Below are 15,781 nucleotides of genomic sequence, written 5' to 3' on the forward strand. Positions count from 1 at the left end.
GACCATGTACATACCACCTTCCTATCAAAATCAGAATTTAGACGAAGTTAAAGACTTTATAAAAAATAATAGTTTTGGCATTTTGGTAAATGAAACCAAGGGAATGCCTTGGGCCACTCATATTCCATTAGAGTTAGAGGTTAGGAATAATCAAGAGGTTCTTGTAGGCCATATTGCAAAGGCAAATCCGCAGTGGCATACTTTTAAAGAGAATCCAAAGGTACTCTGTATTTTTAATGGTCCCCATAGCTATGTATCCTCTTCCTGGTACAAGGAAGAAGAGGTGCCAACATGGAATTATATTGCAGTACATATTTACGGAAAAATTAAAATTATTGAAGGTGATGCCATACTTAATAGTCTTACTAATTTGGTGGATAAGTATGAGGAAGCTTCAGAATGTCCAATTTCAATTTCTAATTTATCAAAAGAAACAATGAGTCAGATAAAAGGTATAGTCGCTTTTGAAATTGAAATACAAGACATACAAGCCGCATTTAAGCTTTCACAAACGAGAACAGAAGACCATCCTAAAATTATTGAAGAATTAGAACAAAGAGGTACTGGCAGCAAGGAAATTGCCAAATTAATGAAGAAATAAAACAATGTAGGGCATGTGTAACCTACTCCTGAAAATTCCACGCTGGCTCCTCGCTTGACGCAAAAGAGCTTGCACTACCAAAGTTTTTGATTGAAATAGAATTTGAAGTTCACCAACAAAACGATTGGCAAAAACGAATTAAGATAAAGATCTTTAGACGCCTAAGTTTAAAAAAAATCTTATGCACAACGCCTAATAAAGGCATTATTTACTATTTTTATTACCAACCTTAAAAATTGCAAGGGTAAAGATTTGATCTTTTTTGGAGTCCATTTCTAGACTACAGCTGAGCATTATATGGTAAAGCGGACCAATTTCGTTATAAAATCATACCTTTTCAACACAGCCGAACTATTTAGGTAAGACAAGAAACAAAGCTAAGGTTAAAACGAATCATAGATCAACTTCATGCATTTATAAATTATGGCAAAACCAGATGAAGGATTAAAAAGGACTGTTGGCACACTTGGTTTATCAGCCAATATTATAAACATTATAGTTGGAGCGGGTATTTTTGTATTGCCTGCAATAATTGCTGGGAAGATGGGAACTTCTAGTATTATTTCCTATGTTTTCTGCGGTATTCTTATTGCACTAGTAGTCTTGTGTTTTGCGGAAGCCGGTTCTAAAGTAAATAATACTGGCGGACCCTACACCTATATAGAAACTGCCTTTGGTGATTATGCTGGATTTTTAGCAGGTATTTTTGCAATAGGTAGTAATATGATCGCAAGTGCTGCCGTTGCAATTGCATTATTAAATATTTTAGCAACGATTAATCCTGTTTTTGAATTAACCGGGGTACGGATAGCCTTCCTTTTTATACTCTATCTAACACTAGCCATTATTAACGTATTGGGTGTTAAGCAAGGAATGCGAATTGTAAAACTCAATACACTTTTAAAATTAAGTCCTTTGCTTATTTTGGTAATCATTGGTTGGAAAGATGTTTCAATTGCGAACCTGAATATTGAATCCTTTCCATCTATTGATGAGTTAGGAGAATCTTCCTTAATTCTTTTCTTTGCATTTTTAGGCTGTGAAACTGGATTGATCGTAGGTGGCGAAATTAAAAACCCCAAACAAACTATTCCACGGGCTATTTTTATTAGTATTGGACTTGTAGTTCTTTTATATATGGGTCTTCAAATAGTTTCACAAGGTGTTTTAGGCAATGAATTAGTCAATTACAAGGCTTCCCCTTTAGCCGAAACCGCTAAAATTGTCCTAGGACCCTTCGGCTACATTCTTATAACCATAGGCGCTGCTATTTCTATGTTTGGCGTGGTTAGTGGCGATTTATTAAATACGCCGAGAGTTTTATTTGCACTCTCTAGAGATAAAGTTATTCCGATAAAAAAACTATCCAACATACATAAAAAATTTACAACACCTTATATTGCCATAATTACCTACAGTATTATTACTTTTATTTTTGCTATTACCGGAAGCTTTGAGCAATTAATAATCATTGCAACGAGCACTATTCTTTTGTTGTATTTAGGGGTGGCATTATCGGTAATTAAGTTGCGTAAATCACAAAAATCGGAACCCGGTGAATTTAAAATTCCAGGAGGTCTAATCGTTCCCATTCTTTCCATACTTATTATTTTTTATTTCTTATCTCACTTGGCTATTGATGAAATAATTGGTGCCATCTTATTTCTAGCAAGTCTCAGTATTATTTACCTATGCATCCAAATTTTTAAAAAGAAGTCTGTTTAAGTAATCAATTTTAACATACCATAAAAAGCCGTTTATTACCTTAGAAATTTTTAATAGCTAGGCGAAGTAATAATTAGAGAAACAATTGAATTATTTGTATCTTTCAATACAAATCACCAACTCCTAACAGTTAACTATTGGAAGATTGCTGGGCAAAACTCTTTAATTCGCCAAGATGAACATCTAATCCAGTAGGAAGTAAACAGCACAAATGGTATTCTTTTTCCACCATTTAGGGATTCATTAGGCGTATTTAACCAATAACCCTATACTTTACCCTTAGGAAAAAGGTGAATGCTAAAAATGGACGCTGTAAATTTTATGGAAAAGGCAATAGTATTGGCATGATGTAAATTTAAATATGAAAAAAGACACCAATTTGTTTCGCTTTGTACTTGTGTGGACAACTGTAATACTTTCAATTTCTTGTTCAAGCGACGGTAAGAAAGAAGATTCTCTGGTAGATGTCCTCTTAGAGCCTGTTGTTTTTACTGCAATTGGTGACGTACCTTATGGAGAATGGCAACGCGATTCTATCCTTAACGTAATTGCTGCACACAACATCAGGGCTAATTCTGAATTTGTAATACATCTAGGAGACATTAAAACAGGGCAAACTGCCTGTACAGATGCTGCTTATAAAGACGCAAGTGACATCCTGAAAATGTTCCAGGTACCTACATTCATAGTCCTAGGAGACAATGAGTATAATGACTGTATCAATCCCGACGAAGCTTTTGCGCTATGGAATTCTTATTTTTTTAAATTTAATACCAATTGGACATTTACTCCTACCATTGCGTACCAGCCTGAACGTCCAGAAAATTTTAGTTGGATACAGCGTAAAGTTTTATTTCTAGGAATTAATATTGTTGGTAGTTCTGTACACGATGCTCAAGAATGGGAAACAAGGTTAACAGACGATGCCAATTGGGTAAAACAACATCTAGAAACAGAAAAAGAGAAAATAAATGCTGTTGTTGTTTTTGGTCATGCCAATATAACAGAGGGAGATCCTACAAAATTTAAACCTTTTACCGATGTTTTTAGAAATGCTGCAGCAACTTTTGGCAAGCCCATTCTTTATTTGCAGGGAGATGGACACCTTTGGTTTACCAACAAACCCTGGCCAGAAAAAAACATTACACGCGTACAAATAGATGGCGGACACAGAGCAGTAGAAGTTACTGTAGACCCCAACAAAAAAAATCCGTTTAGTTACAATAGAACCTTCTTAGATTAAACTATATTAGTAGTACGTTACAATTCGGGTGTAAAAATCTACAATTGAGAAAACTCTATTTCTTTTTCTATGAAAAGCGGCACACCTTTACCCTATTAAATAACTTAAAAACTAAAAATATGAGAAATCTAGTAATTTTATTCAGCATGTCTTTCATTGGTTTTTTTACAAATGCACAAACCGTGACGGATTCTATACCTAGCTATACCATAACAATTACAATACCGAATGTAGTTAATGACGAAGGATCTATATTGGCTGGCCTTCACAACACTGAAACTTTTATGAAAGGCCCTGGTGTTCAAAACCTACAAAGTGAAATTAGAGACGGCAAAGTAACTTTAATTTTCAAAAACGTTCCCGCTGGTGAATATGCAATTTTGGCCATGCATGATAAAAACGATAACAAACAAATGGATATGGAAAACGGAATGCCTCAAGAAGATTATGGCATGACTGGCACACCCAATGCTTTTGGTCCACCTGTTTTTAGCGATGCCAAATTCACACTAAAAGATAAAAATCTGGAATTTTTAATTCGGTTTTAGATGGAAGAACTTCAAAATAAAAAAGGGGGATTGACATTGGTCAATCCCCCTTTTTTATGAATGGAATAAAATCATTATACTTCTTCTTCTAACCAAGCTTTCATCATCCAGATGGTTTTTTCTTGTTCGGTAATAAAATCACTCATCAAAGAGTTTGTTCCTTCATCATTGGCATCACCAGAAAGCTCCAATAAATCTCGTTCTATGATCAACAATTCTTTTAAGGAATTTGCGATTAATTGTATGGCCTCTTTGTCTACTGAAATATCCTTTCCAACGGGTAGTTTGGATACTTTCATATAGTCTTCAAAGGTATGTAAGGGTTTACCCCCTAAAGTAAGTATTCGTTCTGCAACCATATCTACTTTTACATTTGCATCTGTATATAACTCTTCAAATTTTACGTGTAAATCAAAAAATCCTTTTCCCTTAATATTCCAATGTATACCTCTTAGGTTTTGGTAATACACCTGAAAACTAGAAAGTAAAATATTTAAATTACTATTTAACGCTTTGGTTTTTTCAATCTCTAACCCTATACTGTTTAATTTCATAATATTTATCTGTTTTTGTTCCATCAAATTTACTCCCTTATCAACTGTTATGGGTCATTTATACATTGAATTATTTTATGTTTTTATAGGTTAATCCTATAGCCAAGGGCAGGAATATTCTAAATGAAAAAATTCGCCTGTTATAGGTGCTTACTTTCTGTTTTTTTAAGTTACTTAAAGTATTGAAGTATTTTTTTTAGTAGATCTGTTAATATACACCGCTACTAACCTTTTAAAATTCACATTTCATCAATAAAAACGGCATAATTTTTGTGAATTATCATTTAACCAGAAAATTTTGTTAAAATTTGTGAAAATTATAACAATTAAAACAATTGTGATTAATTAACACTTGGTTACATTTGAAAACTTAAACCACATCAAACATCAATCAAAAATGAACAAAAAAAAACTACTCCTAATAGGGATACCAGTACTCCTGTTAATTGTTGGCTACACATTCTTCGGAGGAACCAGTGATGAAGACGTTGCCATTACCACAACCGTTGTAAAAGGTGATTTTTTAAATGAAGTCATTATCTCGGGCGAAGCCCAATCTACCAGTTCTCAAAACATAGATGGGCCTTCAGAAATGCGGAATTACAATCTATACGATGTAAAAATTCAAGACTTAATACCAGAAGGTACCATTGTTAAAAAAGGCGATTATGTTGGCAAATTAGACCAATCTGGTGTCAATGGAAAAATTATAGATGAGCGCTTAAATCTAGAAACGGCACAGTCTCAATATACACAGCAACAATTAGACACCACACTTTCTTTAAAGCAAGAACGCACGGCCATAAAAGATTTGCTTTTTAACATCCAAGAAGATGAATTAGAATTAAAACAATCCATTTACGAGCCGCCAGCAACCATTAGAAAATTAGAAATAAATATAGAGCGATCTCAAAGAGATTTAAAAGAAAAAAAAGAAGATTATTCTATTATAGAAAGAAAAGCCATCGCAAAAATGGTCGGTGTTGCCAATCAGGTTTCCAAAACGCAAAAGCGGTTGGATGAACTAATTGAATTACAAAAATCTTTTACCATATATTCTGATGCCGACGGAATGATAACTTATCTAAAGCGAGGCTCTAGTAAAAGGCAAACTGGATCTGGCATTAGCCCATGGGATCCTACAATTGCCACACTACCCGATTTAACCAAAATGGAATCTAAAACCTATTCTAACGAGGTAGATATTCGTAAAATCAAAGAAGACCTCCCCGTTACTGTAGGCTTTGATGCTTTCCCTAACATTACACTAAAAGGTAAAGTTACCAGTGTAGCTAACGTAGGAGAAAATAAAAGCGGTTCGGATATTAAGCTCTTTCAAGTATTGGTGAATTTAGAAGAAATCAATGATAATATTAGGCCTGGTATGACTACCTCAAACAGGATACTAATTCACAAAGAAGAAAATGTACTTATGCTTCCCCTAGAAGCAATTTTTACCAAGGACTCTATAAGCTATGTCTATTCCAAATCTGGTTTTTCTACCAATAAAAAACAAGTTGCATTAGGGAATTCTAATGTAGATAAGGTAATTATAACAGAAGGAGTAAATGAAGGAGAGGTCGTTTACCTAAGCAAACCAGAAGATATGGAAGAAAAAAGTATTACGCTATTAAAGTAAGAATTACGATGATAGATAAAATACTTTTAGAAAAAATTAAATCTAATTTTAACGAAGCTATACGGGTTGTTATAATCAACAAAGTACGTACTTTTTTAACCGCATTAGGTATAATTTTCGGAGTCGCTGCAGTAATAACAATGTTATCTATTGGCAATGGCGCAGAAAAAGAGATTCTAGCTCAATTAGAGTTGGTAGGTGTAAATAATATAGTTATCACGCCTATTGCCGATGATGGTGATGAGAGCTCCTCTGAGGAAGGCGGTGATGAAGGCCCCAATGAAACTACACGATTTTCGAAAGGACTCGATTTATTGGACATAACCAGTATTCAAGAGAATGTTCCTACGGTTAAGCTATTAAGTCCCGAAATAATCCTAGAAACATATGTTATAAAAAAAGGAAGACAAAACTCCGTTAAACTAATTGGCGTTAATAATTCATTTTTTAAAACCTCAAATATTAATATTGGAAGGGGAAACTATTTTTCTGAACTACAAGCAACAAATGCAGCACCGGTTTGTATCATAGGTGAGAAGGTAGAAAAAAAATTATTCCCAGGAGAAAGTGCTTTAGGCAAACAAATAAAAGTTAAGGATGTTTGGCTAAAGGTAATTGGTATTATTGATGAAAAGCTTATCTCTGAAAAAGCCCAAGAGAATTTAGGTATACGAGATTTAAATGAGGATATATACGTTCCTATTAAGACCTTTTTAGTACGTTATAAGGACCGAAAAACATCGAACAGCAACATCCAAGCTTCAGGCAATTTTGGCAATATTATTTTTATGGGCGGAGGCGGAGGAAATAGTGGCCCAAAAAAAAGAACGCCTAGAGGAAATTACCATCAAATAGATAAATTAACCATACAAGTAAATAATTCTAACGAATTAAAAGCGACAGCAGAAGTGGTAAGTAAACTGCTAAAAAGAAAACATAATGATGTGCTGGACTTTGAAATTACCATTCCTATTCATTTGTTAAAACAGCAGCAAAAGACCAAGCAAATTTTCAATATTGTACTCAGTATTATTGCCGGTATATCCTTATTAATTGGGGGTATTGGGATTATGAATATCATGCTTGCTTCAGTTTTAGAAAGAACCAAGGAAATAGGAATTATGAGGGCTATTGGGGCTACCAAACAAGATGTTATTCTTCAGTTTTTATCCGAATCCGTTTTAATTAGTATCAGTGGTGGAATTATAGGTATAATTCTCGGCGTAGTAGCTTCATATGGGTTACAACTAGTCACCGGCATAGAAACTATTATTTCTATGAATTCTATTATTTTATCCTTCTTTGTTGCGACTTTTATAGGGCTCATTTTTGGAGTGCTTCCTGCTAAATCTGCAGCAAATAAAAATCCGATAGAAGCCATACGACGCGAATAATATTTAACTAAAATTCGATTTCATCAATCAAAAAACAATCCAATTATGAAGAACTCTATATTCCTATTGTTTCTTATTTTTTCTGTAGTAACCTTTGGGCAAACTAAAATTATCACCTTGTCAGATGCCATTGAAATTGCAAAAAAGAAATCTCCCGAATACAAAACACTACTAAACACTTCCCAGGCTAGCTATTGGCGCAATAGAAATTTTGTGGCTGAATTTTTACCGCAATTTCGATTAATAGCAACCTTGCCACAGTATTCAAATTCCATACAACGAATTACCAACGATGAAGGACAGGATATTTTTGTGAGCCAAAACCAATCTAGAATAGACGGCCGTTTAGCCATTTCACAACAAGTACCCTTTACAGGAGGATCCCTTTCTTTAAATTCACAAATACAACGTATAGATCGATTTGGAGATAGTGAATCTACCAATTATTCCTTAACGCCTCTATCTATAAACTACTATCAAAACTCCTTATTTTACAATCCTTTTAAATGGGATAAAAAAATTGAACCCTTATTGTATGAAGAGGCGAAACGAGCTTTCGTAGAAAGAATGGAAGATATCTCTTTAAGCAGTTGTCGCCTTTATTTTGGGCTTTTAAAAGCGCAGGTACGCTTAAAAAATGCCAATACAAATTTATCCAATCAAGATACCCTACTCCAAATTGCAAAGGGCAGGTTTAAAATTGGTAAAATTGCGGAGAATGATTTGCTACAAATGGAATTAAGTCATTTAAATTCTAAAAATACAGTAAGCACAAATACCATTTTGTTAAAAAAAACATCCCAAGATTTAACTCGATTTTTAGAATTAAAAACAGAATTTATAGAATTAGAAATTCCGGAAAAACTAACAGCTTTTACAGTAAGTGTAGAGAAGGCGATGGAAGAGGCTAAAAACAATAGAAAATCTGTTATCGAATTTAGAAGAAGACGCTTACAAGCCGAAAAGCGTTTGGCAGAAGTAAAAGGAAATAATAGGCTAGAAATAAGTGTAAATGCAAATTTTGGCCTAAACAAGCAAGCCGAAGAGTACGACCTTCTTTTTCAAGATTATGACCAACAGCAAAATCTTTCTGTTACCTTGGGTATTCCTATTTTTGACTGGGGTGTTTCTAAATCCAGACGTAAAATGGCAGAAGCAGATTTAGGCTTGGTAGAAACAAACCTAGAGCAAGAACAACAAGCCTTTGAACAAGAAATATTTCTACATACCTTAAATTGGTCCATTCAAAGAGATTTTTTAGCTACATCTGAAAAAGCAAAAGAGGTGGCCAGAAAAAGGTACGATATTACCAAAGAACGATACATCTTAGGGAAAATTACCATTACGGATTTAAATTTAGCGCAACAAGAAATGGATAAGGCCGAATTGGAATACCTTAACTCTTTAGAGAACTTCTGGACCGATTATTACATTTTAAGAAAACTAACCCTTTATGATTTTATCGCTGATAAAAAACTAGAAAACAGCAATTTATTGTTTGAATAATAGCAGAGTTTAGGTTACCCGTCAATTATCGGAAATATAGAAAGTAAAGGCTGAATGCCATTGCGGATACAAAAGTGGTTAAATTCTAGAATTGTCATTGGCTATCCTTAAGCTTTTTATACATTTATGGTTTAAAATTAGGACTGATGACAATTACACAATTACAATATGTTTTAGCTGTTGCTAAATATCAGAATTTCACCCTTGCTGCCGAAAAAAGCTTTGTTACCCAGCCTACCCTAAGTATGCAAGTACAAAAGCTTGAAGATGAATTAGACATACAAATTTTTGATCGCAGTAAAAAGCCAATCTCTATTACTGAAGTGGGTGAAAAAATTGTGGCCCAAGCAAAGAATATTGTCAATGAAGCAGACAGGATTAAAGATATTGTAGATCAAGAAAAAGGATTTATTGGAGGAGAATATATTTTAGGCATTATCCCTACCGTTATGCCTACGCTTTTACCCATGTTCTTAAAAGCATTTATTTCCAAATACCCAAAGGTGAACCTTATTATAAAAGAACAAAGCACAAACACCCTAATACGCAATTTACAAGACGGACAAGTAGATGCTGCCATTGCCGCAACACCCTTGGAGATTGAATTTATTAAGGAGCGACCTTTGTATTACGAGCCCTTTGTTGGTTATGTACCCAAACAACACAGATTAGCAAACAGTGAAAAGTTAAAACCGGAAGATTTAAATATTGACGACATACTCCTTTTACAAGACGGTCATTGTTTTAGAGATGGTGTAATAAACCTCTGTAAATCATCAAAAAATGCTTCGGTTGATCATTTTCAATTGCAAAGTGGTAGTTTTGAAACCTTGATAAATTTATCCAATGAAGGTTTAGGGATGACACTTCTCCCCTATCTAAATACCTTGGAATTAGACAGTTCAAAAAAAGAGAATCTAAAACATTTTGAAACTCCATCACCGGCGCGTGAAGTAAGTCTTGTCTATCACAAAAAAGAACTTAAAATGCAAATAACAAATGCGCTCCACGAAGTAATAACCGCTGTAGTACGAGGCGCCATTGCATTTCAAGATGTAAAAATTATTAGCCCCTTAAATAAAAATTAATTTAAACAAGCAGCAGTTAAAAGAATTGATATAGCCCTAATAGAACCGAGGTGTAATATGCAATCCATTAATTCGGTTTACACTAATGCGCAATTCATTCTCACTTTGAAGGTGCAAAATGAAAGCATCAAAGCCTTTTGAAATAAAAAAGAGCCACCTTAAAGGGTGGCTCTTTTTTAATCCTTAATGTAGATCATACATTGTCTTAATTCTGGTTTATCCGATAAAAAGGAGATTAACCAAAGTTTTAATTCATCAATTTCGTAGGGGCGTAATCTTGAAGTTGCTTTTTCTAATTCTCTGCAAAATAACATTGCGTCGAAACTTACTTTCTGAAGTACTGTTTTAGTGTAATCAAACATTGCTCTTGCCATTGATAAAATAATTAAATTATTATTCACTAAATTTAACGATAAAAGGTATTACATTATTCTATATGAAATGTTAAATATTAGTTATATTGGTTAAATTATCGACAATCTCAAAAACAGATTTACTAAAATTTGGTAAAAAATTTAGTTTATCCCTAATAACCACAATGCTTCTAAGTGGTTGTGTTTCTACTAAAAAAACGATTTCTAGAACGACTACTAAAAAACTAGCTTCTGAAGTCTTCCAAAACCACTATGCAGGGTTCATAGTTTACAATCCAGAAAGCAAAGAAGTAGTATATGAGCATAATAGCCAAAAATATTTTACACCGGCTAGCAACACCAAGATCTTTACACTGTATGCCAGTTTAAAATTATTACCAAAATTTAGCCCCGCTTTAAAATATAGTTATAAAAACGATAGTACCTATATTCAAGGTACCGGTAACCCTACCCTATTACATTCTTATTTTAAAGATACAAGTACCATTAACTTTTTAAAAGGACAAAGAAACATTGTGCTACACCTATCTAATTTTACATCAGATCGGTTTGGAGCCGGCTGGGCTTGGGAAGATTATGATACTTACTATTCACCAGAACTCAGTGGTTTCCCCCTTTACGGCAATGTTTTAACTGCTTTTCAAACAGACTCCTTAGTCCTTTATCCAAATTACTTTAGAGAAAACATTTCCTATAAACCCAATGCCTTTAAAAGGGATATTGTATCCAATACATTTTATTTAAATCCCGTTTTAAAAGACACTTTAGAAATTCCTTTTAAAATAGATCAACCTTTAATTAAAGAACTCTTAGAAAAAGAATTGGGGAAGAACATAACAATTTCCAAGGTGATGCCTGCCGCGGAAACAAATACCCTCTACAGTGTAGCAACAGATTCTATAGCCCAAAGAATGATGTATGAAAGTGATAATTTTTTAGCGGAACAATTGCTCTTATTGTCCTCTAGTACGCTGTCTGACACCTTAAACACGAAAAAGGTTATTCAGCATGTTCTAGATTCTATTTTAACAGATTTAAAACAAAAACCAAGATGGGTAGACGGTTCTGGGCTTTCGCGCTATAATTTATTTACACCAGAATCCTTTGTTCAAGTTTTAGACAAACTATATACAGAAATACCTAAAGAGCGCTTGCTTTCATTATTCCCGGCTGGCGGTGTATCTGGCACTTTAAAAAACTGGTACAAAGGAAAGGCTACACCCTATATTTTTGCAAAGTCTGGTTCATTGGGTAATAACTATTGCTTAAGTGGATATTTGATTGCCAATTCTGGAAAAACCCTAATATTTAGCTTTATGAACAATCATTTTATGCACAGTTCCTCTGCTATAAAACTAGAAATGCAGCAACTATTAGAAATGATTCGTGATACTTATTAATCATTTCTACGATCTATGGTTAACACTAAAAACAAATCACCTACCTTATATTAAAAATTAGCCTTGGAACTGTTTTAATTTCTCAAAATAAAAAGAATAATGAAATTCAAAATCCTATTACAAATAAAGTGTTTAATTGTTGCACTCTTCACATTCTTTTGTGTCAATTTATCTATTTCACAGGATAAAGGAAGTAGCGCACCAAACATTATCATTTTTCTAATTGATGACATGGGGTTAATGGATACTTCAGTTCCATTTTTAACAGATTCGAATGGTATTTCGGTAAAACATCCGCTGAATGATTATTATAAAACCCCGAATATGAAATTGCTGGCAGAGCAAGGTGTTCGCTTTACTAATTTTTATGCCCACTCGGTTTGTTCTCCTTCTCGCACCTCAATTTTAACAGGTCAGAATTCTGCTCGTCATAGGGTCACCAATTGGATTAAATCTGAGGATAACAATCGCACCCAATTTGGGCCTGAAAATTGGAATTGGAAAGGGCTTACAAAAGCATCAGTAACCCTTCCGAGAATTTTACAGCATGCAGGTTATAAAACAATTCATATAGGCAAAGCACACTTTGGACCCTTCAACAGTGAGGGTGAAGATCCACGTAGTTTAGGTTTTGATGTTAACATTGCTGGGAGCTCCATTGGGCAACCAGGAAGTTACCTTGGAACAGAGGAATTTGGACATCTAGGTGGTAATAAGTCAAGGGCTGTTCCTGATTTAGACAAATATCACGGTAAAGATATATTCTTGACCGAAGCATTGACATTGGAAGCAAATATAGCCATATCTCAAGCAAAAGAAGAAGGCAAACCTTTCTTCCTTAATATGTCGCATTATGCTGTACACGCGCCATTTTATTCGGACCCACGTTTTCAAAAAAATTATAGTAACTCCGGTAAATCAAAAAAAGCTCAGGCTTATGCTACATTAATTGAAGGTATTGATAAATCATTAGGAGATATTTTACAGCACGTCAAAGATATAGGATTGGGAGAAAATACCCTTATTTTATTCTTGGGAGATAATGGTTCAGATGCCCCCTTACCCATTGAAAATGATTACAGTAGTTCATCTCCATTGAAAGGCAAAAAAGGAAATCATTGGGAAGGTGGTATGCGTATCCCATTTATTGCATCATGGGTTACGCCCAATGAAAACAAACCCATTCAAGAAAAGTTACCAATTGCGAGTAATACCATTCAACAACAAATGGGCTCTATTTTGGATATATTTCCAACCCTACTTCAAATTACCAATAGCAAATGGCCAAAAAGTCATAAAATTGATGGTTTTTCACTTAAAGACCAGCTAAATGCTAAGCAAAACAATAGGCGGAATGAGTTATTTCTCAACCATTTTCCTCATAGTCATCGCAGTAATTACTTTACCAGCCTTGTTAAATCTAACTGGAAAATTATCTATCATTATCAAATAGAGGGTCAACCTCGTTATGAACTATTCAACCTAAAAGAAGACCCCTTTGAGTCTAATAATCTAGCTAGTAAAAATCCCAAACAACTCAAAATTATGATGAAGATTTTATCCCTTGAATTGAAAAGAAAAAAGGCACTATATCCCGAGATCGAGAAAAAGCCATTAGAACTTATTATGCCCAGATAACCAATGGAATGCTTCTACGTTTTTAAAGTTAATATTATTCTAGCAAAAAAAAGTGAATTCATTTAACCAAAAAAATAAACTATGTTACTATTACCTCAAAATTACACTATTGCACATTTCTTATTCTCTTACTTTGCCTTTTAGGATTGAAATTAAATGCACAAAATATTGACACCGATGTACCAATGGGCTGGGTTGTTGTTCGTGGATACGGACTTGAAACTACCACAGGGGGAGCAAATGAAGAAAAACAAAGGAATTTCCGATAGATTCATTCTTTTTTAAACCTATCCATGGCTGACTCTTGTATAAGAATCAGCCAAAATAAATTATGCATTTCAATTGGTGTACAATACTTATTTTTTACTATCAACAGCTCCCCAAGTATCTAAACTACGCAGTATCTTTTCTAAAGATTTACCTCTATCACTCAATTTATATTCGACCTTAGGCGGTACAACCGGAAAAATTTCTCTAGTTATAAGTCCGTCTTTTTCCAATTCTCTTACCGTTTGTGTAAACATTTTATTAGAAATATTCGGCACTTTTTTCTGTAAGATTCCTGAACGTAATGCTCCATCTAATAGATGAAATAAAACCAAAGGTTTCCATTTTGTACCAATCAAATGCATCGTATACTGGAGCGGACAATTGTTTGTTTCATTCATTTTACAACACTATATATCTGATAATCTTTATTTTACTCTTTTTTGACACTATAGCACTAAAAAGTAAGTTATTGCTATTAAAGTAAATATAGACTAATATTGCACTCTAAAAAAGAACACATGTCTACAAATAAAAATTATCCAAAATCATTTTCACATATCGGAATTACAGTTCCTAATATTGAGAGTGCTGTAAAATTCTATTCCGAAGTAATGGGGTGGTACATTATTATGAAACCATCCAAGGTAAAAAAGGAAAAAGAGACCGCAATTGGCCAAATGTGTATCGACGTTTTTGGTGAGGATTGGGAAGCATTTGAAATTGCCCATTTGGCAACTTCAGACGGAATAGGTATTGAATTATTCTCTTTCCCTCATGGGCTAAAGCAAGCAAGCGAGTTTAATCCTTTTAATACCGGGCTTTTTCACTTTTGTGTGCAAGATCCCAATATTGAAGAACTCATTGAAAAAATTATAGCCTATGGTGGTAAGCAAAGAATGCCCATTAGAGAGTACTATCCCAATGAAAAACCCTTTAAAATGTGTTATGTAGAAGATCCCTTCGGAATTGTCTTTGAAATCTATACCCATAGCTATGAACTAACATATTCATCAGGGGCATACACAGAATAAGAAGGAGTAGTATTCATACGGTATCCAATAGGATTGAAGTGCGGTTAGGAATCGGTTTTTATTTTATTTCAGCTTATTGACTAGTAAAAATACAATGCACAACAATCCATACCTAGCCGGATTCTCGTTTAAATACCATATAAACTGAATAGCTGGTCGCAAAAATAATCTATTTTTGAGCAGTATACTTCAGGTATACTTTAGAAACACTTAAGTTTATAATTTTAAACAATCACAAAATGATGCATCTCATTGTTGGAAATACAGGTTCAGGTAAAACCACCTATGCTTCCCAATTAAAGAGCGAAACAAACGGAATTATTTTTTCAATTGACACTTGGAATAAAACCTTATTTCTTGCAGATAAAAAACCATCAGATGGATTAGAATGGTTTCTTGAAAGAATTGAACGCTCCGAAAAACTTATTCTGGACCTAGTGACCCAATTGGAAAACTCAAAAACCGACACTATTCTTGATCTGGGTTTGTCTAAATTTGAGCATCGTGAAAAATTTAGACAGTTTGCTGATGCCAACGGTTATACGTTAACCCTTCATTTTTTAGACATATCAAAAGAAACGCGACTTAAAAGAGTGATGCAAAGAAACATTGAAAAAGGAGCTACTTTTGAATTTGAAGTAAGCCAAGAAAATTTTGACTTTATGGAACACTGGTTCCAAAAACCCTCTGAAAATGAAATGATTGGAGGAATTACAATTACCGAATAAACTACAGTTACCCATGCACGCTATTCTAAAATAGAGCCATCT

The 15,781-nt window shown here is 34.0% G+C and carries 16 protein-coding genes; 13 read left to right on the forward strand and 3 right to left on the reverse strand.

Annotated elements, in window-relative coordinates:
- The first annotated feature begins 4 nt into the window (after nucleotides 1-4).
- The 4 genes from MWU65_RS07345 to MWU65_RS07360 all read left to right on the forward strand — a co-directional run bounded on the left by MWU65_RS07345 (nucleotide 5) and on the right by MWU65_RS07360 (nucleotide 4,117).
- A complete protein-coding gene (locus tag MWU65_RS07345) occupies nucleotides 5-601 on the forward strand; it encodes an FMN-binding negative transcriptional regulator (protein ID WP_247076555.1) in 597 nt (198 codons plus the stop codon).
- 423 nt (nucleotides 602-1,024) lie between these two features.
- On the forward strand, nucleotides 1,025-2,326 hold the full coding sequence (locus MWU65_RS07350) for an APC family permease (protein ID WP_247076557.1): 1,302 nt from the start codon (nucleotides 1,025-1,027) through the stop codon (nucleotides 2,324-2,326).
- 361 nt (nucleotides 2,327-2,687) lie between these two features.
- On the forward strand, nucleotides 2,688-3,569 hold the full coding sequence (locus tag MWU65_RS07355) for a metallophosphoesterase (protein WP_247076559.1): 882 nt from the start codon (nucleotides 2,688-2,690) through the stop codon (nucleotides 3,567-3,569).
- 119 nt (nucleotides 3,570-3,688) lie between these two features.
- Complete coding sequence (locus tag MWU65_RS07360) at nucleotides 3,689-4,117, forward strand: DUF2141 domain-containing protein (RefSeq protein WP_247076562.1); 429 nt, start codon at nucleotides 3,689-3,691, stop codon at nucleotides 4,115-4,117.
- A 74-nt stretch (nucleotides 4,118-4,191) separates the two neighbouring features.
- Here MWU65_RS07360 and MWU65_RS07365 read toward each other — a convergent pair whose 3' ends face one another.
- Complete coding sequence (locus MWU65_RS07365) at nucleotides 4,192-4,671, reverse strand: Dps family protein (protein WP_247076564.1); 480 nt, start codon at nucleotides 4,669-4,671, stop codon at nucleotides 4,192-4,194.
- A gap of 397 nt (nucleotides 4,672-5,068) precedes the next feature.
- On the opposite strand from MWU65_RS07365, the gene MWU65_RS07370 reads away from it, so the two are divergent.
- The 4 genes from MWU65_RS07370 to MWU65_RS07385 all read left to right on the forward strand — a co-directional run bounded on the left by MWU65_RS07370 (nucleotide 5,069) and on the right by MWU65_RS07385 (nucleotide 10,298).
- Entirely contained in the window at nucleotides 5,069-6,310 is a 1,242-nt protein-coding gene (locus MWU65_RS07370; RefSeq protein ID WP_247076566.1) for an RND transporter, read from the forward strand.
- Nucleotides 6,311-6,318: 8 nt separating this feature from the next.
- Complete coding sequence (locus MWU65_RS07375; RefSeq protein ID WP_247076568.1) at nucleotides 6,319-7,704, forward strand: ABC transporter permease; 1,386 nt, start codon at nucleotides 6,319-6,321, stop codon at nucleotides 7,702-7,704.
- A gap of 45 nt (nucleotides 7,705-7,749) precedes the next feature.
- Nucleotides 7,750-9,210, forward strand: a complete 1,461-nt coding sequence (locus MWU65_RS07380; protein WP_247076570.1) for a TolC family protein — start codon at nucleotides 7,750-7,752, stop codon at nucleotides 9,208-9,210.
- A 146-nt stretch (nucleotides 9,211-9,356) separates the two neighbouring features.
- Complete coding sequence (locus MWU65_RS07385; RefSeq protein ID WP_247076572.1) at nucleotides 9,357-10,298, forward strand: LysR substrate-binding domain-containing protein; 942 nt, start codon at nucleotides 9,357-9,359, stop codon at nucleotides 10,296-10,298.
- A 176-nt stretch (nucleotides 10,299-10,474) separates the two neighbouring features.
- Here MWU65_RS07385 and MWU65_RS07390 read toward each other — a convergent pair whose 3' ends face one another.
- On the reverse strand, nucleotides 10,475-10,672 hold the full coding sequence (locus MWU65_RS07390) for a hypothetical protein (RefSeq protein WP_247076574.1): 198 nt from the start codon (nucleotides 10,670-10,672) through the stop codon (nucleotides 10,475-10,477).
- An 86-nt stretch (nucleotides 10,673-10,758) separates the two neighbouring features.
- On the opposite strand from MWU65_RS07390, the gene MWU65_RS07395 reads away from it, so the two are divergent.
- The 3 genes from MWU65_RS07395 (at nucleotide 10,759) to MWU65_RS17695 (ending at nucleotide 13,979) form a co-directional block, all read left to right on the forward strand.
- Nucleotides 10,759-12,072 (forward strand): D-alanyl-D-alanine carboxypeptidase, encoded by a 1,314-nt coding sequence (locus MWU65_RS07395; RefSeq protein WP_247076576.1) that lies wholly within the window; start codon nucleotides 10,759-10,761, stop codon nucleotides 12,070-12,072.
- 99 nt (nucleotides 12,073-12,171) lie between these two features.
- Nucleotides 12,172-13,710 (forward strand): sulfatase, encoded by a 1,539-nt coding sequence (locus tag MWU65_RS07400; RefSeq protein ID WP_247076578.1) that lies wholly within the window; start codon nucleotides 12,172-12,174, stop codon nucleotides 13,708-13,710.
- 146 nt (nucleotides 13,711-13,856) lie between these two features.
- Nucleotides 13,857-13,979, forward strand: a complete 123-nt coding sequence (locus MWU65_RS17695) for a hypothetical protein (RefSeq protein WP_281501018.1) — start codon at nucleotides 13,857-13,859, stop codon at nucleotides 13,977-13,979.
- 87 nt (nucleotides 13,980-14,066) lie between these two features.
- On the opposite strand, the gene MWU65_RS07405 is transcribed toward MWU65_RS17695, so the two are convergent.
- Nucleotides 14,067-14,378, reverse strand: a complete 312-nt coding sequence (locus MWU65_RS07405; protein ID WP_247076580.1) for a helix-turn-helix domain-containing protein — start codon at nucleotides 14,376-14,378, stop codon at nucleotides 14,067-14,069.
- A gap of 120 nt (nucleotides 14,379-14,498) precedes the next feature.
- Between MWU65_RS07405 and MWU65_RS07410 the strand changes: the two genes are divergently transcribed.
- Nucleotides 14,499-15,011, forward strand: coding sequence for a lactoylglutathione lyase family protein (locus MWU65_RS07410; protein WP_247076582.1), 513 nt, complete (start codon nucleotides 14,499-14,501; stop codon nucleotides 15,009-15,011).
- 239 nt (nucleotides 15,012-15,250) lie between these two features.
- Complete coding sequence (locus MWU65_RS07415; protein WP_247076584.1) at nucleotides 15,251-15,739, forward strand: ATP-binding protein; 489 nt, start codon at nucleotides 15,251-15,253, stop codon at nucleotides 15,737-15,739.
- The last annotated feature ends 42 nt before the right edge of the window (nucleotides 15,740-15,781 follow it).

Source organism: Cellulophaga sp. F20128, assembly GCF_023015805.1.
Taxonomy (GTDB): domain Bacteria; phylum Bacteroidota; class Bacteroidia; order Flavobacteriales; family Flavobacteriaceae; genus Cellulophaga.

Bases quoted from the DNA above. Each gene is read 5' to 3' on its own strand.
- MWU65_RS07345 (WP_247076555.1), top strand. From the start codon at position 5: ATGTACATACCACCTTCCTATCAAAATCAGAATTTAGACGAAGTTAAA.
- MWU65_RS07350 (WP_247076557.1), top strand. From the start codon at position 1,025: ATGGCAAAACCAGATGAAGGATTAAAAAGGACTGTTGGCACACTTGGT.
- MWU65_RS07355 (WP_247076559.1), top strand. From the start codon at position 2,688: ATGAAAAAAGACACCAATTTGTTTCGCTTTGTACTTGTGTGGACAACT.
- MWU65_RS07360 (WP_247076562.1), top strand. From the start codon at position 3,689: ATGAGAAATCTAGTAATTTTATTCAGCATGTCTTTCATTGGTTTTTTT.
- MWU65_RS07365 (WP_247076564.1), bottom strand. From the start codon at position 4,671: ATGAAATTAAACAGTATAGGGTTAGAGATTGAAAAAACCAAAGCGTTA.
- MWU65_RS07370 (WP_247076566.1), top strand. From the start codon at position 5,069: ATGAACAAAAAAAAACTACTCCTAATAGGGATACCAGTACTCCTGTTA.
- MWU65_RS07375 (WP_247076568.1), top strand. From the start codon at position 6,319: ATGATAGATAAAATACTTTTAGAAAAAATTAAATCTAATTTTAACGAA.
- MWU65_RS07380 (WP_247076570.1), top strand. From the start codon at position 7,750: ATGAAGAACTCTATATTCCTATTGTTTCTTATTTTTTCTGTAGTAACC.
- MWU65_RS07385 (WP_247076572.1), top strand. From the start codon at position 9,357: ATGACAATTACACAATTACAATATGTTTTAGCTGTTGCTAAATATCAG.
- MWU65_RS07390 (WP_247076574.1), bottom strand. From the start codon at position 10,672: ATGGCAAGAGCAATGTTTGATTACACTAAAACAGTACTTCAGAAAGTA.
- MWU65_RS07400 (WP_247076578.1), top strand. From the start codon at position 12,172: ATGAAATTCAAAATCCTATTACAAATAAAGTGTTTAATTGTTGCACTC.
- MWU65_RS07405 (WP_247076580.1), bottom strand. From the start codon at position 14,378: ATGAATGAAACAAACAATTGTCCGCTCCAGTATACGATGCATTTGATT.
- MWU65_RS07410 (WP_247076582.1), top strand. From the start codon at position 14,499: ATGTCTACAAATAAAAATTATCCAAAATCATTTTCACATATCGGAATT.
- MWU65_RS07415 (WP_247076584.1), top strand. From the start codon at position 15,251: ATGATGCATCTCATTGTTGGAAATACAGGTTCAGGTAAAACCACCTAT.